22 protein-coding genes are annotated in these 16,866 nt (G+C 65.1%); 13 read left to right on the top strand and 9 right to left on the bottom strand.

What is annotated here, in order from left to right; all coding sequences use genetic code 11:
• Positions 1-45 precede the first annotated feature (45 nt).
• Positions 46-1,092 carry an NAD(P)-dependent alcohol dehydrogenase gene (locus CH262_RS01850; RefSeq protein WP_032366747.1) on the bottom strand — a complete coding sequence of 349 codons (1,047 nt, stop codon included), beginning with the start codon at positions 1,090-1,092 and terminating at the stop codon, positions 46-48.
• Between the two features lie 94 nt (positions 1,093-1,186).
• Between CH262_RS01850 and CH262_RS01845 the strand changes: the two genes are divergently transcribed.
• The 6 genes from CH262_RS01845 to CH262_RS01820 all read left to right on the top strand — a co-directional run bounded on the left by CH262_RS01845 (position 1,187) and on the right by CH262_RS01820 (position 6,237).
• Positions 1,187-1,780 (top strand): TetR family transcriptional regulator, encoded by a 594-nt coding sequence (locus CH262_RS01845; protein ID WP_032366746.1) that lies wholly within the window; start codon positions 1,187-1,189, stop codon positions 1,778-1,780.
• A 51-nt stretch (positions 1,781-1,831) separates the two neighbouring features.
• A complete protein-coding gene (locus CH262_RS01840) occupies positions 1,832-3,130 on the top strand; it encodes a YhgE/Pip domain-containing protein (protein WP_373453760.1) in 1,299 nt (432 codons plus the stop codon).
• 19 nt (positions 3,131-3,149) lie between these two features.
• Positions 3,150-3,893 carry a CPBP family intramembrane glutamic endopeptidase gene (locus CH262_RS01835; protein ID WP_032385351.1) on the top strand — a complete coding sequence of 248 codons (744 nt, stop codon included), beginning with the start codon at positions 3,150-3,152 and terminating at the stop codon, positions 3,891-3,893.
• Between the two features lie 5 nt (positions 3,894-3,898).
• Positions 3,899-4,492 carry a DinB family protein gene (locus CH262_RS01830; protein ID WP_094664345.1) on the top strand — a complete coding sequence of 198 codons (594 nt, stop codon included), beginning with the start codon at positions 3,899-3,901 and terminating at the stop codon, positions 4,490-4,492.
• 391 nt (positions 4,493-4,883) lie between these two features.
• On the top strand, positions 4,884-5,342 hold the full coding sequence (locus CH262_RS01825; protein WP_094716786.1) for a nitroreductase family deazaflavin-dependent oxidoreductase: 459 nt from the start codon (positions 4,884-4,886) through the stop codon (positions 5,340-5,342).
• Between the two features lie 61 nt (positions 5,343-5,403).
• Entirely contained in the window at positions 5,404-6,237 is an 834-nt protein-coding gene (locus CH262_RS01820) for an LLM class F420-dependent oxidoreductase (RefSeq protein ID WP_094716752.1), read from the top strand.
• A gap of 83 nt (positions 6,238-6,320) precedes the next feature.
• On the opposite strand, the gene CH262_RS01815 is transcribed toward CH262_RS01820, so the two are convergent.
• Positions 6,321-6,917, bottom strand: a complete 597-nt coding sequence (locus CH262_RS01815; RefSeq protein WP_143547043.1) for a hypothetical protein — start codon at positions 6,915-6,917, stop codon at positions 6,321-6,323.
• Positions 6,918-7,044: 127 nt separating this feature from the next.
• Between CH262_RS01815 and CH262_RS01810 the strand changes: the two genes are divergently transcribed.
• Both CH262_RS01810 and CH262_RS01805 read left to right on the top strand, forming a co-directional pair.
• Entirely contained in the window at positions 7,045-7,728 is a 684-nt protein-coding gene (locus CH262_RS01810; protein WP_080731811.1) for a response regulator transcription factor, read from the top strand.
• Positions 7,725-9,140: a sensor histidine kinase gene (locus CH262_RS01805; RefSeq protein ID WP_256988618.1), complete on the top strand. Its 1,416-nt coding sequence runs from the start codon at positions 7,725-7,727 to the stop codon at positions 9,138-9,140. Before CH262_RS01810 ends, CH262_RS01805 begins: the two co-directional genes overlap by 4 nt.
• Positions 9,141-9,165: 25 nt before the next feature.
• On the opposite strand, the gene CH262_RS01800 is transcribed toward CH262_RS01805, so the two are convergent.
• The 3 genes from CH262_RS01800 to CH262_RS27930 all read right to left on the bottom strand — a co-directional run bounded on the left by CH262_RS01800 (position 9,166) and on the right by CH262_RS27930 (position 10,884).
• Positions 9,166-9,651, bottom strand: a complete 486-nt coding sequence (locus CH262_RS01800) for a GNAT family N-acetyltransferase (protein WP_032385346.1) — start codon at positions 9,649-9,651, stop codon at positions 9,166-9,168.
• Between the two features lie 9 nt (positions 9,652-9,660).
• Entirely contained in the window at positions 9,661-10,401 is a 741-nt protein-coding gene (locus CH262_RS01795; protein ID WP_027494833.1) for a lysophospholipid acyltransferase family protein, read from the bottom strand.
• A 96-nt stretch (positions 10,402-10,497) separates the two neighbouring features.
• Complete coding sequence (locus CH262_RS27930) at positions 10,498-10,884, bottom strand: hypothetical protein (protein WP_141215004.1); 387 nt, start codon at positions 10,882-10,884, stop codon at positions 10,498-10,500.
• Here CH262_RS27930 and CH262_RS27925 point away from each other — a divergent pair.
• A complete protein-coding gene (locus tag CH262_RS27925; RefSeq protein ID WP_218829287.1) occupies positions 10,871-11,386 on the top strand; it encodes a hypothetical protein in 516 nt (171 codons plus the stop codon). The two genes, CH262_RS27930 and CH262_RS27925, sit on opposite strands and share 14 nt — an antisense overlap.
• A gap of 7 nt (positions 11,387-11,393) precedes the next feature.
• Here the strand turns inward: CH262_RS27925 and serS are convergent, their stop codons facing one another.
• Positions 11,394-12,647 (bottom strand): serine--tRNA ligase, encoded by a 1,254-nt coding sequence (gene serS, locus CH262_RS01785; protein WP_094716748.1) that lies wholly within the window; start codon positions 12,645-12,647, stop codon positions 11,394-11,396.
• Positions 12,648-12,658: 11 nt separating this feature from the next.
• Positions 12,659-13,051 (bottom strand): ankyrin repeat domain-containing protein, encoded by a 393-nt coding sequence (locus CH262_RS01780; RefSeq protein WP_032366735.1) that lies wholly within the window; start codon positions 13,049-13,051, stop codon positions 12,659-12,661.
• A 34-nt stretch (positions 13,052-13,085) separates the two neighbouring features.
• Here CH262_RS01780 and CH262_RS01775 point away from each other — a divergent pair, with 34 nt between their 5' ends.
• Both CH262_RS01775 and CH262_RS01770 read left to right on the top strand, forming a co-directional pair.
• Positions 13,086-14,168 (top strand): septum formation family protein, encoded by a 1,083-nt coding sequence (locus tag CH262_RS01775; RefSeq protein WP_094716747.1) that lies wholly within the window; start codon positions 13,086-13,088, stop codon positions 14,166-14,168.
• A gap of 13 nt (positions 14,169-14,181) precedes the next feature.
• A complete protein-coding gene (locus CH262_RS01770) occupies positions 14,182-14,514 on the top strand; it encodes a metallopeptidase family protein (protein ID WP_094716746.1) in 333 nt (110 codons plus the stop codon).
• 129 nt (positions 14,515-14,643) lie between these two features.
• On the opposite strand, the gene CH262_RS01765 is transcribed toward CH262_RS01770, so the two are convergent.
• Positions 14,644-15,414: a CbtA family protein gene (locus tag CH262_RS01765; protein WP_032385343.1), complete on the bottom strand. Its 771-nt coding sequence runs from the start codon at positions 15,412-15,414 to the stop codon at positions 14,644-14,646.
• Positions 15,405-15,599 carry a CbtB domain-containing protein gene (locus tag CH262_RS01760; RefSeq protein ID WP_027494840.1) on the bottom strand — a complete coding sequence of 65 codons (195 nt, stop codon included), beginning with the start codon at positions 15,597-15,599 and terminating at the stop codon, positions 15,405-15,407. Before CH262_RS01760 ends, CH262_RS01765 begins: the two co-directional genes overlap by 10 nt.
• A 248-nt stretch (positions 15,600-15,847) precedes the next feature.
• On the opposite strand from CH262_RS01760, the gene CH262_RS01755 reads away from it, so the two are divergent.
• Together CH262_RS01755 and CH262_RS01750 are read left to right on the top strand one after the other, a co-directional pair.
• Complete coding sequence (locus CH262_RS01755) at positions 15,848-16,414, top strand: histidine phosphatase family protein (RefSeq protein ID WP_256988614.1); 567 nt, start codon at positions 15,848-15,850, stop codon at positions 16,412-16,414.
• Between the two features lie 88 nt (positions 16,415-16,502).
• The gene (locus tag CH262_RS01750) at positions 16,503-16,814 is read left to right on the top strand and encodes a PE family protein (RefSeq protein ID WP_032407187.1); all 312 of its coding nucleotides are present in this window, start codon (positions 16,503-16,505) and stop codon (positions 16,812-16,814) included.
• Positions 16,815-16,866: the final 52 nt, after the last annotated feature.

Raw genomic sequence — 16,866 nt, 5'->3', positions numbered from 1 at the left:
GCGCCGCATGTGCGTGGAACTTCGTAGCCTGCTACGAAGTTCCACTCACATGGGTAGGGCAGCCAGGTCCGACATATCGAGTACGAACCTGTACCGAACGTCGTTGGCTGCCAACCGATCGAAAGCCTCGTTCACTCGAGCGGACGGCATCGTCTCCACCTCGGCGACGATGCCGTGTTCGCCACAAAAATCAAGCAATTCCTGGGTGTATCGGCGTCCACCACTGCCCGCCGACGCCAGACTCTTCCGGCCGATCAGTAAATCCAGGAAATCGACCGTCGTCGAGCCGAGATAGCCCACTGTGCAGAGCGTTCCGTCGAGTGCGAGGCAACGTAGGTACGGCGCGAGATCGTGCTCGACGGGCACGCAGTCGATGATCAGATCGAGACCACCTGCCAGTGCGTTCATCGCGGCGTCGTCGGTCGAGACGACCACGTGATGAGCACCCAGCTCCTTCGCGTCGGCGGCTTTGCCTGCACTGGTGGTGAATACGGTGACCTCCGCCCCGAGTGCGCGGCCCAGCTTGACCGCCAGATGGCCGAGCCCGCCGATTCCGGCCACCCCCAACCTCACGCCGGGGCCGACGTTCCAGCGGCGCAACGGCTCCCACACGGTGATGCCGGCACACATCAGGGGTGCCACTGCCGCTGGGTCGAGGTTCTCCGGGCGGTGGTAGACGAACCGATCGCGAACCACGTATTCGTCGGAATACGCACCGCGAGTGGTAATTCCATCGTGTCTGTCGCGCCCTCCATAGGTCAGGGTCGGGAACTCTCGACAGAAATTTTCCTGACCCACCGTGCACATATCGCACCGCCCGCACGAGTCGACGATGTTTCCGACGGCCACCGCATCGCCGACGGCAAAATCCGTGACTCCGGGACCGATCTCGGTCACCTCCCCGACGAACTCGTGCCCGGGCACCACAGGGAAGTCACCGGGATTCCGCGTCGAGTGCAGATCGGTGTGGCACACCCCGCAGTACGTCACCCGAACGGCAACGTCGTCGTCGCGAAGATCCCGCCGGTCGAATGTCCACCGCTCGAGTGCCGCGGTCTCGTCGACGGCTCTGTATCCGGTAGCTGTCCGCATGTTCGTATCCCTTCAGAAATAACCAACTGGTTGGAAACGGTAGCGGGTCGTGGGACAGTTTTCAACCAACCAGTTGGAAATATATGGTTCTCGCATGGGCAATTCGACGGCTACCCGAGCTCGGCTGCTGGCCGCCGCCACCGAGGAGTTCGCGACGCACGGCATCGCCGGAGCACGAGTGGACCGAATCGCGGCGACGGCCGCATCGAACAAATCGTTGATCTACAGCTACTTCGGCAACAAGGACACCTTGTTCGACACCGCCTTCGACACGCGAGTCGACACCGATATCGAGAACATCGCCTTCACTCCCGGCGACCTGCCCGGGTACGCGATGAAGCTCTACGACATGTACCTCGGCGACCCCACGCTGGTACGTCTGCTGACGTGGGCCCGGCTGGAGCGAACCCCGACCGGGCCGCTGTTCGACCGCAGACCCGGACACGACGATGAGAAATTCGTCATGATCGCCGAGGCTCAACGCGCCGGGCTGCTCGTGGACGACGTAGACCCCGCGGATATCTGGTCGATGCTGATCGCGTTGGCCGGCACGTGGGCTCAGGCGGCGATCATTCACACCGCCGACCGTAGTGAGCCCGAGACGGACCACGACCGACGCCGGGCCGCCCTCGCCGCCACCGTCCGGCGTGCATTCTGCCGACCTGTCCAGAAGGGCGGGACTTCCTAGCAGGGGTCGAACTACCGCGCACATGGGAGCCGAACTTGCGACACTGATCCGGTGACACCCGACAGAACCCCTCGGTCGATGGCCGACGTCCTTCGTTCGCCGCGCTTCTGGCTCGCTCCGATCCTTCTCGTCTCGACCCTCATGTCGTTTCTCGCGGCACTGTATCTGGGCGGTGTTCTCGATCCACGGGGTAACTTGCACGATCTGCCCATTGCGATCGTCAACCAGGACGAGGGCGACACCCTTGCGGGTGAGCAACGCAATATCGGCAACGACATCGTCGACGGATTGACTCAGAACGTCGATTCCGAGAAGGTCGCGTTCCGCGAGGTCGGCCCGGCGCAGGCCGAATCGCTGCTGTCCACGGCCGAGGTCTACGGCTCCATCGTCATCCCCAGTGATTTCACCAAGAGAATGGGAATTCTGGCCGAGGGCAGCATCATTCCCGGTGATATCGAGAAGCCGATCATCACCGTCTACACGAATCCGCGGGCGGGTAGCTTCGGAATGTCGCTCGTGACCGGAGTGGCCACTCCTGCATTCGAATCGGTGAATCAGACCGTGGGCCAACAGATCACCGATCAGGTTCGCCAGCAGCTCGGCGACACTCCCCTTCCGGGCGCGAGTGCTCTGACGTTGGCGCAGCCGATCAATGTGATTGTTGCTCAGCACGATCCACTGCCCGACGGTACCGGCGGTGGCCTGTCTGCGTTCTACTACGCGCTACTGCTCGTCTTGGCGGGATTCACCGGTGCGACCATCGTCAGCACCCTCGTCGACGGCTTGTTGGGGTTCACCCCCACCGAAATCGGCCCGAAGTACATCCACCGCGGACCCACCCGGATCAGCCGGTTCCAGACGCTGTTGGTCAAGTGGCTGGTGATGTTCGTTCTGGCCATGCTCGTATCCGCCCTGTACCTACTGATCAGCCACTTGCTGAGCATGCCCATCACCCATGCGTGGACCCTGTGGATGTACGGCGCGTTCGCGATCACCGCCGTCGGATTCACGGCGCTGGCGGTGATGTCCGCATTCGGCACAGCAGGGTTGCTGGTCAACTTGGTCGTCTTCATCATCCTGGCCCTGCCGTCCTCGGGTGGCACGATTCCTCTCGAGGCAAGCCCGCCGATTTTCACGTGGCTGGCCCAGTTCGAGCCGATGCATCAGATTTTCCTCGGCACCCGATCGATCCTGTACTTCAACGCCTCGCCCGACGCCGGCCTGCTGCATTCGGTGGGTATGACGTCCCTCGGGCTGCTCATCGGGCTCGTGTTCGGCCTGGTGTTCACCCTTCTCTACGACCGTAAGGGCCTCGACAGAAGCCTCGATTCTCCGGGTGTCATCAGCTGACGCCGGTACACTCGATCCAATGCTTGCCGTCAATCCAGCCGGGAGCGTGGCACCCCGACGGGCCGTCCGCGCCTATCTCGACGTCGCCATCGTCGTTCTCGTCCTCGTGGGCACCAACCTCATCGCACACTTCACCACGGTGTGGGCGAGTATCGCGACGGTTCCGATCGCCGCCGTTCTCCTGGTGATCCTGTCGAACCGTCGCGGACTCGGATGGGCCGAGCTGGGACTGTCACCCAAGCAATGGAAGACGGGTTCGCTCTACGCACTCGGTGCCGTCGGCATCGTCCTGACCGTCATCGCCGTCGGTGCATTACTGCCGATGACGCGGCCCTTCTTCATGGCCGATCGCTATGCCACCATCTCCGCGGCGCTGGTCGCCTCGATGATCGTCATCCCACTGCAAACGGTCATCCCGGAAGAACTCGCGTTCCGTGGAGTGCTGCACGGCACGTTGGGCCGCATCTACGGCGCCCGCGGAGTCTTCGCGGCAGGGTCCCTGCTCTTCGGTCTGTGGCACATCGCGTCCTCGCTCGGCCTGACCGCCGGGAACGTGGGACTCAGCGGATTTCTCGGCGGCGGGCTGTTCGGGCAAATCGTCGGGATCGCGCTCGCAGTCGTCGCGACCGCCGCAGCCGGGGTCGTCTTCACCTGGCTGCGCAGTCGAAGCGGAAGTCTCATCGCACCCATCGCCCTGCACTGGTCGTTGAACGGACTCGGCGCACTGGCCGCAGCCCTCGTGTGGCACGCATCGACGAGCTGAACGACATGAAGGACGAGCTGCACCAGTACCTTCGGATCGCTCGCCAGAACATGCTGTGGAAGCTCGACGGCCTCACCGAATACCAGAAGCGCCGACCGATGACGCCGACGGGAACCAACCTGTTGGGGTTGGTCAAACACCTCGCCATCGTCGAATACGGCTACTTCGGCCTCACGTTCGGTCGCGAATTTCCATCTCCTTTCGCGGAATTGGAAGCAGAGGGCATGGCCCGGCTGAATTCCGACATGTGGGCCACCGCCGAAGAATCGTCGGAATCCATTGTCGCCCTGTACCGCGAGGCGTGGACGTATGCCGACAAGACCATCGATTCACTCGACCTGGATGCAGCGGGACGCGTCCTGCACTGGCCTGCGGACAAACAAGAAGTGACGTTGCATCGCGTACTGGTGCATCTGTGCATCGAAACGAATCGACATGCCGGACACGCAGACATACTGCGCGAATTGATCGACAACTCCGTCGGACTGCGCCTCGGCAACGAGAACATGGCCGACGGCGACGCAGCCTGGTGGGATCAGTACCGATCCGAGCTGGAAACCGTTGCTCTCGAGGCTGATCAAGCCCGTCCCGCCGACTGAGCCTTTTTCGGCTCGACGGCTATTTTCGCGGTGTACCTGTCCAACCGCGATCGATGACCCGATTCAGCGCGACGACAGCCTGCGCGGTAATCCCGGGCAGTGATCACTGTCCGTCTACCGTTCTTTTTCTCGATTCTCACGGCCTTCCCGGAGCGCAGCTTCGATACCGGTGTCGCCCCTGCTATCGAAGCGAAGACCCCAGCCTGCCCGATCGCGCATCGGATGCACGTCCGACACGGATGTACCCCAAAATGTCTTCGGCAATAATCTGCGCCCGCGGCCACCACGCGTTGCCCACGCATCGATGCCACGATCCCCGGTGTGGAAGGGGTGGAATTACCAGGAGAGGGGCAAAGTTTCGTTGAGCGAGACGTATCGGGAATTTCCGGCCATGGCGATTGTTGGCGCCCACGTGCTTGATAACGAGACCGCCACCGAAACCGAGCTGAGCCCCAAGTCCTGGGTCCGCGAGCTGACCGAGCAGATTCTCGAGCAGGGCACCACCGAGGGGGCCGAGTATCAGGGTCTGCCTGTCGTGCTGTTCACGATCACCGGGGCGAAGTCCGGCAAGAAGCGGTACGTGCCCTTGATGCGCGTCGAAGCCGAGGGCAAGTACGCCATGGTCGGTTCGAACGGTGCCGGTGCCACGAACCCGTCGTGGTACTACAACATCAAGGCAAACCCCACCGTCACGGTGCAAGACGGGACGAAGGTTCTCACCCTCCAGGCCCGCGAGCTCGACGGGGCCGAGCGCGAGAAATGGTGGACGCTAGCCGTCGAGTCCTTCGCTCAGTACGCCGAATTCCAGTCCCAGACAGACCGGCAACTCCCCGTCTTCATCCTGGAGTGACCCCGGCTGTGATCCCACTTCACGCCCCGTGCACGGGCGACACCCGACGTTAGGAACAGCCTTGAAGATCGGAATCTCCACCTTTGTCACCGACGACGGGATCGACCCGGTGTCGCTGGCTCGCGCCATCGAGGAGCGTGGATTCGACTCGCTGGTTGTTGCCGAGCACACTCACATCCCAGCCAGTAGGGAGACGGCGTTTCCCACCGGCGAAGAGATGCCCGACTTCTACTATCGGACGCTCGACCCCTTCGTCACTCTGGCAGCGGCCGCAGCGGTGACATCGAAGATCGAGCTGGTCACCGGTATCACCTTGCTCATTCAGCGTGATCCCATCACCACTGCAAAAGAATCCGCCAGTATCGACCTGATCTCACGGGGCCGGTTCGTATTCGGCGTGGGAGCGGGTTGGATCCTCGAGGAGATCCGCAACCACGGCACCGACCCGAAGACACGGGGTGCACTGTTGGACGAGCAGATCGAAGCAATCAAAGCCCTGTGGACGAACGAGCCGGCCGAGTATCACGGCAAGCACGTCGATATCGAACCCTCCTACCTCCGTCCCAAGCCGGTGCAGACACCGCACCCCCCGATATTCATCGGCGGTGCCTCCGATGCGACGGTGAAGCGCGTCATCCGGCACGACGGCGGGTGGATAGCCAACCCACAGCCCGTCGATGTCATGTCCGCGCGCATCGATGCGATGCGCGAAGGACTCGGGCACGACGTTCCGTTGCTACAGTTCGGCACCCCCGCGGATCCCGAGTACTGGCAAGCCTGCGAAGAGTTGGGATTCGGGCAGCTTGCGCTCATGCTGCCCACCGCGCCGCACGACGAATCGTTGAAAATTCTCGACGAGTACGCCGCGCTGGCGTCCGCGTACCGCGGGAGATAAACCCCTGGGCGCGTTCGGAAGTCGCGCCTCCACCCACACCGATCCCCGCACCGATCCGGTGCGGGGACCGACCGAGCTTGCGTTCAGGAACCGGACGGCGCTGCCGGCGGTGCGGGAGGCGTCGCACCGTCAGCGGGTGCCGGCAGCGCGGGCGGAGTTGTGCCATCGGCCGGTGCCGGCGGCGCGGGCGGCGTCGCTCCGTCTTCTGGTGCGCACACCGCTCCCGGGCCACCTGCGCCCGGCCCACCCTTACCCGGACCACCATCGGCCGGCCCGCCCTTGCCCGGACCACCCGCGGGCGGGGCAGGCGGCGCTGCGCCGTCACCCGGTGCCGGTGGTGTTGAGCCATCACCCGGTGGGGTCGGAACTGCGGGAACCGTCGATCCGTCACCGGAATCGGGAGCGGCAGGAGCCGCAGGCACCTCCGATGCATCCACACCGCCGCCGCCATCGGTTCGCTGTCCGAGGGCAGAAGACGACGCCACGGTGGACACGCCTGGCGAGACGTCGGGTCCGGCGGCTGCGAACACCGCCGCCGTCACCAGGGCTCCGATGGCAAGTCCCGCTGCTGCGGTCGCGGCCAGCGGCACCCTTCCCTTCCACCGCTTGGGCTTGTTCTCCCGAGCGGTGCCGGGTTCGGGGTTCGATGCGGCGGGAATCGGCTGAGTCTGATCGTTCACGTTCACTCCTTGTTCGGACTGCGTCGTTCGTTTCGGTCTGTCACCGACACTGCCGCCGCTAGCTGAAGTCACCCTGAAGCTGGGCGCATCTTCAGGATCACTTCAGCTGGTGGGTGACAATCGAGGCATGACATACAGTTCCGCTCCCCGGGTGATGGTGGTGGAGGATTCGCTACCCATCAGGGAAGCGCTCGTGGCGGCGTTCGAGGACGCGGGTTTCACCGCCGTGTCCCTGCCCGACGGCGACGACTTCGAGCCCACGATGGCAGGCTTTCGTCCCGATGTGGTGATCCTCGACGTCATGCTGCCCGGTGCACGGGACGGGTTCGATCTCATCGACGTCGTCCGGCAGAGCAGCGACGCGGGCATCATCATGGTCACCGCGAAAGATCAGCTGGCCGACCGGTTGCGTGGACTCGGCGACGGTGCCGACGACTACGTGGTCAAGCCGTTCCAACTCGACGAGGTGGTCGCCCGCGCCAAATCCGTGCTGCGGCGTCGCGGTCGTTCGTCCGACGCGGTCCAGGTCGGTGATCTACTGGTCGACGAGCCCGCCGGAGTGGTCACTCGGGCGGGTCAGGTTCTCGATCTGACGGCGACGGAGCTCCGCTTGGCCACGTTCCTCGTCGCACAACGCGGACGTACTGTCTCCAAAACCTCTATCCTGGAATCGGTCTGGGGCTACGGCGCGTACGACGGTAACCTGGTGGAAGTTCACATCAGTGCGTTGCGTCGCAAGATGGAAGCGCATGGGCCGCGGTTGATCCATACCGTCCGCGGCTTGGGTTATGCATTGCGGGCTCCGCAGTGAAGCGGACGCCGACTCCGTCGCTTCGGATGCGGGTGGTCGCCACCGTCGTCGTATTGTTCGCGGCACTGCTGGTGATTGTCGGCTCGTCGGTGGATGTCGTTCTGGGTCAACAGCTTCGGCGTGATCTGGAGGCGCGGTTGTCGGACCGGGCAACTCGGGCTGTCGAGCTCGTGGAGAGCGGCGTCGGGCCCGGGGATCTGGTGCAGGCGCTGCAGGGCGACGCCATCCGAGTTCGTGTCACCGCTGCGGACGGCACGGTGTACGGCGCTCCCGGCAGCGGACCGCCTGGCCCGGACATCCGGCCTGCCACCCCGGCTCCGCCTGCGGGCCAGTCGCGAACTCCGAGTCCCCCTGGTCCGCCGGATCCTCCTGCGCCCCCGTCCGATTCGTTCGAGATCACCGAACCGTTGCCCGACGGTTCGACGCTGTCTCTCCTCGGCGATACCACCGCTATCGCCGATGTTCGGCGACAACTGCGCATCCTCATGCTGGTAGCGGGTGCTGTGACGCTGCTACTGGCCGCCGCTGCACTCACCTTTGCCGTACGGCGAGCACTGTCCCCGCTGGACTCGATGACATCGGTCGCGCGCCGAATAACCAACGGCGACAGGGGTAGACGGCTGCTTCCCACCAAACCGAACACCGACCTCGGCCGCACCGCCTCGGCCGTGGACGAGATGCTCGACGCCCTCGAGGACGCCGAACGACGCGAGGCCGCGGCCGCACGCACGGCCAGGCTCGCCGAGGAGGACATGCGGCGCTTTCTGGCCGACGCCGCACACGAGCTGCGCACTCCCGTCGCCGGGATCTCGGCGTTGGCGCAGTCGCTGCAGCGCGATGCCGAGCATCGCCCCGATCGAGTCCCACGCTGGAGCGAGCTGCTGGTCGGGGAATCGAGCAGGGCGTCACGCTTGGTGGGCGACATGCTCGATTCCGTCCGTGCGGAGAACACGTCGGATCTCGACGCAACCGATACCGACCTTGCCGACATCACCCGCCGCACCGTGGAGCGAGCAGCTCTGGTCATGCCGGATATTCGGTTCGATGTCGCTGCCGCGCAACCGATTATGGTTCACATCGATGTCGGACGCATCGAACAAATCCTGTCGAATGTGCTCGACAATGCCGGTCGTTTCACCCCGTCCGGCGGCACGATTCGGGTAGCGGTCGGCCGGGACACCCACACATTCGTCACCGTGGACGACGAAGGACCCGGTGTCGCAGAGGCAGACCGTGAGCGCATCTTCGAACGACTCGTCAGGCTGAACTCCGCCCGTGACCGCGCATCCGGTGGCGTCGGACTGGGGCTGTCGATCGCTCGGACATTGGCGCGCGCCCATGGCGGCGAACTCGTCTGCCTCGCAGGGCCTTCGGGCGCGCGATTCCGGCTGACTCTCCCCCTGAACGCGTGAACCCCTGAAACCCCGAACATGTCAGCTATTCGACGATCAGGTCCATCAGCAGACTGTCGTGCCAGCCGTCCGGTCCCTTCTCGTACTTGCGCATGATCCCGACCGGCTCGAAACCGACTGCGCTGTAACAGGCTATCGCTACCGCGTTGTCGGCGGCCGGATCGATCACCAGGCGGTGATGACCGAGATCGACCGTCAGGTAACGCACCAGCGTGCCTACCGCGTCCTTTCCGACGCCGCGGCCGTGTACAGCCGGATCGAGGAAGATGTCGATCGACGCGTGCCGGTACATCGGGTCGGTCTCTTCGCCGTACTGGATCAAACCGACTGTCGCGGAGTCCAATTCGACAACCAGGCGGGTCTCTTCAGGGTTGTCGAACGGCCAGCTCTCGTCGGCGTCCTCGTCACCCCACCGCGCATGCACCTCGGGGGTGTGCAGTATTCGGCGTAGCTCCGGCACGTCCTCGGCGGTGATCGGCCGCAACACGACCCGTTCACCGCGGAGGTTCATGCCCGCCGACTACTCGACGCGCTTGGCTGCGCGCGCCGCCAGATCCTGGGCGTCGAGCTTGTCGGCTTCCTCCAGGGTCGGGGCACTGCCACCGAGTCGGGCCGGAACCCAGTACGCGCCGGGCTCGTGGTGGTAGCCCTCCTGAAGCTCGAGCAGCATCTTCTGCATGACCGACCGCAGCTTGTCGGTCAGTTCGTTCGGCGGCCCGACCGGCGCAATCGGTTCACCGACGGCAATGGAGATCGGAGTGTTGGTGCGGCCCAATCGCTTCGGGTAGCCCTTGGTCCACACTCGCTGCGCACCCCAGATGACCGTCGGGATGATGGGGACGCCGGCCTCGATGGCCATACGCGCTGCACCGGACTTGAATTCCTTGATCTCGAAGCTCCGGCTGATGGTGGCCTCGGGGTAGACGCCCACCAGTTCGCCGTTGCGCAGACTCTGCACGGCCGACTTGTAGGACTCCGCACCTGCCCCACGATCTACGGGGATGTGCTTGAGCGCGCGCATGATGGGTCCGGAGATCTTGTTGTCGAAGACTTCCTTCTTGGCCATGAAGCGGATGTAGCGCTTCACTCGCCGCGGCGGCAACCCGGCGTAGGTGAAGTCCATGTATCCGGTGTGGTTGACGGCGATGACCGCTCCACCGGTAGCAGGGATGTGGTCCTCGCCCTCGACCTCGAACTTCAGGCCCTCGAACGCGAACACTGTGCGAGCGATGCCGATGACTGATCGGTAGACGGGTTCCACAGTCGGTTAGCGTAGTCGGTGGACGGGGTCGGAGAAAGGTCCGGCCAGGAGCGCGGTCGGGTCGTGCGCAGTTCGAGAAGCTACGGGGGAGAGAATTCACGTGAAGAACAGAGCGGCTTCACCGCGGCGCAGCCGAGTCTGCCGAACCGCGCTGCCGCTGATAGCGATGATTGCGCTGGTCGGTGCCTGCGATTCCGCGGTCGGGATCCCATCCGAGCAGGCCGCAGCCCCGTCCAGCAGCAGTGCAGGGTCCACCGCCGAGTCCGCGAATGCCGCCGGGTCGAGCACCCCAGAGCCCACCACCACCCCGGCACCGCCGCCCATCCCACCGGGTCCGCCCGTCGGCGAAGCCCCCGGAAATCCTGCGGCCGCCGCGGCACTACGGCCGTTCGTCAACGATCTCACCGGCGGCGGAATAGGTGTCGTCACCGCGAGGTGCTGGACTGTGCCGCCGACCGACATTCCGACGATGTACTTCGACACCGGCGCCATCCTCGCTGCGGTGGCGGCTCCCGCGGTCGACGGTCAGTACGCGGTGACGTGGACCGGACCCACGGCAACGGTCGCCATCAAACGCAGCGAGATCGCGTCGGGTTACGCCTGCCCGACCGTCTATCCCACCGGCACGACGCCGGTGTTCGACGCGACGGACGCGGTCTACACCGTCGATCGCTATCTGGGACGCATCGCCGGTATCCCCGTCAATCGGGGCGACGTCGAAGAGAGCTACCCGCTGGTGTGCGACAGCCGCGGCACGTGGGATCCGAACGGCACCGGGTCTCCTACTGCCCCACCTCTGGCCGAGAACCCGGCAATTCTGCCGAGCATCACCTCGTTCGATCCCGACAGTGTGTTAGTGACGGCTCAGAACGGCGTCTACACGCAGGTCAATGCCGACATCATCGACGCCTCGGGGGTGTACCAGAACCGCACGTTCCTGCTGGCGATCGGCGGCGAGGGCTACTGCATCGGCGACATCGCCTGATCCTGAATTACTTCAGGACATCGGTCCCGACGAAAGGCACGAGGGCCTCGGGAACTCGGACGGTGCCGTCGGCCTGCTGGTGGTTTTCGAGGATCGCCACGATCCACCGCGTGGTGGCGAGGGTGCCGTTGAGGGTGGCGGCGGTCTGAGGCTTGCCGTTCTCGTCGCGGTAGCGCACGCCGAGGCGTCGGGCCTGGAAAGTCGTGCAGTTCGAGGTCGAGGTGAGCTCGCGGTATGCCTGCTGCGTGGGGACCCATGCTTCGCAGTCGAACTTGCGCGCGGCCGAGGACCCGAGGTCTCCGCCTGCGGTATCGATGACGCGGTAGGGCAATTCGACTGCGGCGAGCATTTCCTTCTCGTACTGCAGCAGCTTCCGGTGCTCGGCCGACGCGTCCTCGGGCTTGATGTACGAGAACATCTCGATCTTGTCGAACTGATGGACGCGGATGATGCCGCGGGTGTCCTTGCCGTAGCTGCCCGCTTCACGACGGAAGCACGACGACCAACCGGCGTAGCGCTTGGGGCCGTCGGCGAGGTCGATGATCTCGCCCGAGTGGTAGCCGGCGAGAGCAACTTCGGAAGTTCCGACGAGATACAGGTCGTCGGCTTCGAGGCGGTAGATCTCGTCTGCGTGTGCTCCGAGGAAGCCGGTTCCCGACATGATCTCCGGCCGCACGAGAACCGGCGGGATCATCATGGTGAACCCGTTCTTGACGGCCTTCTGCGCGGCGAGCTGAAGCAGCCCCTGCTGCAGCAACGCGCCGTAGCCGGTCATGAAGTAGAAGCGTGAGCCCGACACCTTGGCTCCGCGTTCCATGTCGATCAGGTTCAGCGACTCGCCGAGTTCCAGGTGATCCTTGGGCTCGAAGTCGAACTCAGGGACGTCGCCGACGGTCTCGAGCAGCACGAAGTCGTCCTCGCCGCCCGCGGGCGTTCCCTCCTCGACGATGTTGGAGATCGCCCGGTGAGCCGTGTCGAGAGCTGCGTCGGCCTCGGCCTCGGCTGCCTGGGCCGCCTTGACCTTTGCGGCCAGTTCCGATGCCCCGGCCAGCAGCGCGGGACGGTCCTCGGCCGAAGCCTTGCCGACCTTCTTGCCCAGCGCCTTCTGCTCGGCACGCAACTGATCCCCGGCCAACACAGCGGCGCGGCGGGAAGCGTCGGCGTCCAGAAGAGCGTCGACGAGAGCGGGGTCCTCGCCTCGGGTGCGCTGCGAGGCGCGCACTGCGTCGGGGTTCTCGCGAAGCAATTTCAGGTCGATCACGAGAGCAAACCTTACTTGCCGAGCAAGCCCAGGTAGTCCTCGCGTCCGAACATCGTGGCTGCGTCGATCGCCGACGGGTGGCCGCCGTGTGGGTCGGCTCCGCCGTCGACGAGCAGCCGCACCACCTCGTCCTCGCCTTTGAACACAGCGCCCGCGAGTGGGCTCTGGCCCTTGTCGTTGGCCTTGTTCACATCGGCACCGCGTTCGACCAGCACCCGTACCGCATCGGCATGACCGTGATAGGCGGCCAACATGAGCAGGGTGTCCCCCGACTCGTTGTGCAGATTCACCGGAACTCCGGCGTCGACGTAACTCGCCAGACCGACGGCGTCACCGGTACGTGCCATTGCGAACAGTCGACCGGCCAGCTCACTGAGGTCGTCGTCACCCGTTGGGTCGCTCATGTCGACCGAACATACTCGGGCATGATGGAGGGCGATGTCCGCTACAGAACCAGACCCCACGACGAGCGAGAGTCGGAGAACTCTCTCGGCCACCACTGCTCGACGCGGCCTCGCCATGGTGGCCGTCGGTGCAGTCCTGGCCGCGGGGGCAACAGTGTTCCTGTCCGGCGGATTCTCGACTCCCGAGAAAATCACCACGCATTCGACGGCCGGTGGCCCCGCCACCGCAGGTCCGGTGTCCGCGAAGTCCTTCGGTGCCGCCGACCCGGGCGTGTGCCTGCAGTGGACGCCCACCGACGATCCCGAGACCGATCGTCAGGACCTCAGCGAAGTGCCGTGCGCCGACGCCCACCGCTTCGAGGTGGCCCGCGACATCGACATGAGTGTCTACCCCGGTATCGAATTCGGCCCCGGCGCGCCGTACCCGGGAGCGCTGCGCTTCGGCGAACTGCGCGACGAGCACTGCACCGCCGCCGTCGACGGCTACGTCGGTGCCAAGTTCGACCCGAACGGCCGCTACGGCGTCGGCCTGATGTTCCCCAGCCAGGCCGGATGGGCCAAGGGCGAGCGCACGCTGCGGTGCGGTGTGCAGATGCCGTCGAACACCGGTGCGCTGCTCGAGATGACCGGCTCGATCCTCGACCAGGACCAGTCCAAGGTGTGGCCGACGGGCACGTGCATCGGAATCAACCAGAACGTGCCTGCCGACCCGGTGGAATGCTCGACTCCCCACGCGTTCGAGGTGGCCTCGGTGATCAACCTCACGCAGCAGTTCCCCGGCGGGCACCCGTCGGAAGGCGACCAGGACGCGTACCTGGAGAAGACCTGCACCGACGCCGTCAACGGATACCTCGGCTCGGAGAACGCGCTGCGGGACAAGACGTTGACGCTGTTCTGGGACACCATCGACGTCTCGAGCTGGCTCGCCGGCAGCCGTCAGGTGACCTGCTCGGTGGGCAAGGAACTCGACTCCGGTGGATTCGCGACCATCGTCGGCAGCGCGAAGGGCGACATCCTCATCAACGGTGCCGCGCCCGTGCCGCCGCCCGCAGCCCCCGACGGCCGCGCCCTCCCGACCCCACTGCCCGGTGCTGCTCCGATCACCACCGGAGGCTGACATCCCCACGCACATGACCCGCGTCGACTTCGAAGAAGCGGTGTCCGACGCTCTCGACACACTGCCGCGAGAACTCACCGACTTCATGAACAACGTGGTCGTCCTCGTCGAGGAGGAGCACCCCACCGAGGACATCCTCGGGTTGTACGAGGGAACCGCGTTGACCGAACGCTACGAATACAGCGGCCACTTGCCCGACGTCATCACGATCTACCGCAAACCGATCCTCGACATGGTCGACGACGAACACGAGGCCCGACGCGAAATCGCCATCACCGTCGCGCACGAAATCGGCCATCACTTCGGCATCGACGACGAACGCCTGCATCAACTGGGATTCGGCTGATCGCGCTCGCCCCCGATCGCCACCCCCACCCCCGTAATGCCACCCCCGGTTGGGATCAATGTGGGTTTCAGTCGGTCAGACTGCAACAAAGGCGCATTGATCCCAACCTGGGGGGCGGGCAAAACAGGGTTAAGCCGAGACAGCCTCTCGGCGAACAGGTCGCACCGCGCGGTCGGTCAGGAACGCGAATCCCAGTCCCAGGGCCAGCCACAGGGTTGCCTGCGTGGCCAGTGACGAGAGTCGGAATTCCCACAGCAGGGTCGCCGGAAAGCCCGAACCCACTTCGTTCACGCCCGGCAGAAGTGCGTAGCCCACACCGACGATCACGAGGAACGCCACCGTCGGAGCACCGACGCGAACCGCCACCGACGACTGCGACGCCACCGCCTTCGCCACATAGATCGCGACGCCCACGGCCAGCAGACCGAGAATCACCGACGCCAACCACAGCCAGGTGCGCTGGGTGATCGTCTCCGGGTCTCCGACGGCCGGTGGGTTTGCCGGATACTTGAAGAACGGCACCGCTTCGATTGCCAGCCATCCGGCCCCGGCTCCGAGGAGCGCGAGGATCGAGCCCGGAAGCGAGCTGAACCGTCGGGCATAGTGCAGTACCGACGCGAAGATCGCGCCGAGTGCGAGTCCGGCGAGTCCGGTGGCGAGGAACAGTCCGACGCGTTGCCCGTCGCGACTGACGAGGGCGTCCTCGTCTCCGTGCGAGTGCGCAGCAGTCGCATCGGAGTCGGCGTGGTGTGCCTCGCCTGCTGCTTCTTCGATGGAGATGGCCGAATCGACGTGCGGCTCACCGATGACGAAGGCAACTCCGCCGGCGAGCAGTCCCGCGACGAGACCGGCGAGCAGACCTCGCACCAGCAACTGAACGAATGTCCCGGTCAGTGGCATGGCAGGCCCAGCAGGTGGCGGCCGTCGTGCATCAGTTCGTGCATGTACATGCCACTGCGCGAGATCGCGCCCTGGTCGAATCCGACGAGGTAGAGCACAACGAATGCGAGCAGTATCGTCGCAGCGACGATGACGGCGAGGGCCGCCGATTCCGTCGTGTTGCTGGGTGCATGAAGTATTGCCATGGGGGTGTCCTCCTGGGATTGTGCGTCCCGTAGTCCCTTCGGAGATGAAGGGACGGCCATGCGATGTACGAGTTTTCTGGCTCTCGAATTCGGACATCTGCCCGACGTCGATCACAGTGGCGCAACCGTTCCGGATTTTCACCGGATTACCTGCGTACATCGCGTCTTACCTGCGCACTGTGGCACCGCGTTCGACTCCGTGTCAATCACTGTCCTCGAAGAACACCGTCCGATGCCACAATGACGCGGTGACTGCGCCTGCGACCCGCCTGACGTTGGTGAGCCACGCCAGGACCGATGCGATGCGCTCGGGCCGCTTTCCTGCCGACGAGCCACTCGACGAGGCTGGTGTGCGCGCACTGGCCGAGGTGACCGATTTTCCGCGTGCCGACCGAGTGGTGTCCGGCCCGGAGCTGCGGTCCCGATCCACTGCCGAGATCTTCGGCAGCGACGTCGCGGTCGAACCCGCGTTGGCCGACGTCGCGTACGGCCGGTGGTCCGGTCTCGAGATGACCGATCTGCCCGACGCCGACGCGATGGCCTGGCTCGGCGACCCGGCATTCACACCGCCGGGCGGTGAATCTCTGGAGGCGTTGTTCGCTCGCGTCCGGACGTGGCTCGACGAGGTCGGTTCGACGCCGGGCCGCACGCTGGCCGTGACCGCACCCGCAGTGATCAGGGCCGTGGTCGTGCTGGTGCTGGCGGCACCGGTCAGCTCGTTCTGGCGGGTCGACGTCGCACCGTTGACGCGCACCTCGATCCATCGCCGAGGCTCGCTGTGGACGATGGATTCGGTGGCACAGAAGTCTCTCTGAATTCTTTCCGGCATCGATGGAACCGATCCGGGCACGGCGGCGTCCTACCTACCGACAGCCCAGTTGGTCGATCGCAGGGAGCGTGCTCATGACCGTCATCAAAGTCGATCCGGTGGCTCTGCAGCTCGCTGCCTCGGAACTCGATGCGGTCGCTGCCCGATTGCAGGCCGCCGTCACTGCGACGGCTCTTCCTGTTCGGCCGTTGCCGCCGGGCACCGACGAGGTGTCGCTCTTGACCGATCGCTTCTTCGCCACCGCGGCCGATACCTTCGGCCCTGCTGCAGCACGGGGCATTTCGGAGCTACACCGGGCCGCCGAGGAACTGCGCAAGCAGGCCGCGGACTACCTGGCGACCGACGACGACACCGCCGGGGGCCTGCCGGGGCTCGCCGGCATCTGACGCACTCATCGACCGGCAGCGGTTTCGAAAACGACACGGGGGCTCGAACATC

Origin of the sequence: Rhodococcus sp. 05-2255-1e, from assembly GCF_002259025.1 — a bacterium.
GTDB classification, from domain to species: domain Bacteria; phylum Actinomycetota; class Actinomycetes; order Mycobacteriales; family Mycobacteriaceae; genus Rhodococcoides; species Rhodococcoides fascians.
The sequence above is the reverse complement of the archived record's forward strand: the minus strand, read 5'-3'. Positions and strand labels throughout refer to the sequence as shown.

What these genes read in the sequence shown, in the direction of transcription:
- CH262_RS01830 (WP_094664345.1), top strand. Translation starts at nt 3,899, where the DNA reads ATGAAGGACGAGCTGCACCAGTACCTTCGGATCGCTCGCCAGAACATG.
- CH262_RS01810 (WP_080731811.1), top strand. Translation starts at nt 7,045, where the DNA reads ATGACATACAGTTCCGCTCCCCGGGTGATGGTGGTGGAGGATTCGCTA.
- CH262_RS27925 (WP_218829287.1), top strand. Translation starts at nt 10,871, where the DNA reads ATGTACTTCGACACCGGCGCCATCCTCGCTGCGGTGGCGGCTCCCGCG.
- CH262_RS01850 (WP_032366747.1), bottom strand. Translation starts at nt 1,092, where the DNA reads ATGCGGACAGCTACCGGATACAGAGCCGTCGACGAGACCGCGGCACTC.
- CH262_RS01800 (WP_032385346.1), bottom strand. Translation starts at nt 9,651, where the DNA reads ATGAACCTCCGCGGTGAACGGGTCGTGTTGCGGCCGATCACCGCCGAG.
- CH262_RS01770 (WP_094716746.1), top strand. Translation starts at nt 14,182, where the DNA reads ATGACCCGCGTCGACTTCGAAGAAGCGGTGTCCGACGCTCTCGACACA.
- CH262_RS01775 (WP_094716747.1), top strand. Translation starts at nt 13,086, where the DNA reads ATGTCCGCTACAGAACCAGACCCCACGACGAGCGAGAGTCGGAGAACT.
- CH262_RS01825 (WP_094716786.1), top strand. Translation starts at nt 4,884, where the DNA reads ATGGCGATTGTTGGCGCCCACGTGCTTGATAACGAGACCGCCACCGAA.
- CH262_RS01845 (WP_032366746.1), top strand. Translation starts at nt 1,187, where the DNA reads ATGGGCAATTCGACGGCTACCCGAGCTCGGCTGCTGGCCGCCGCCACC.
- CH262_RS01760 (WP_027494840.1), bottom strand. Translation starts at nt 15,599, where the DNA reads ATGGCAATACTTCATGCACCCAGCAACACGACGGAATCGGCGGCCCTC.
- CH262_RS01780 (WP_032366735.1), bottom strand. Translation starts at nt 13,051, where the DNA reads ATGAGCGACCCAACGGGTGACGACGACCTCAGTGAGCTGGCCGGTCGA.
- CH262_RS01765 (WP_032385343.1), bottom strand. Translation starts at nt 15,414, where the DNA reads ATGCCACTGACCGGGACATTCGTTCAGTTGCTGGTGCGAGGTCTGCTC.
- CH262_RS01750 (WP_032407187.1), top strand. Translation starts at nt 16,503, where the DNA reads ATGACCGTCATCAAAGTCGATCCGGTGGCTCTGCAGCTCGCTGCCTCG.
- CH262_RS01835 (WP_032385351.1), top strand. Translation starts at nt 3,150, where the DNA reads ATGCTTGCCGTCAATCCAGCCGGGAGCGTGGCACCCCGACGGGCCGTC.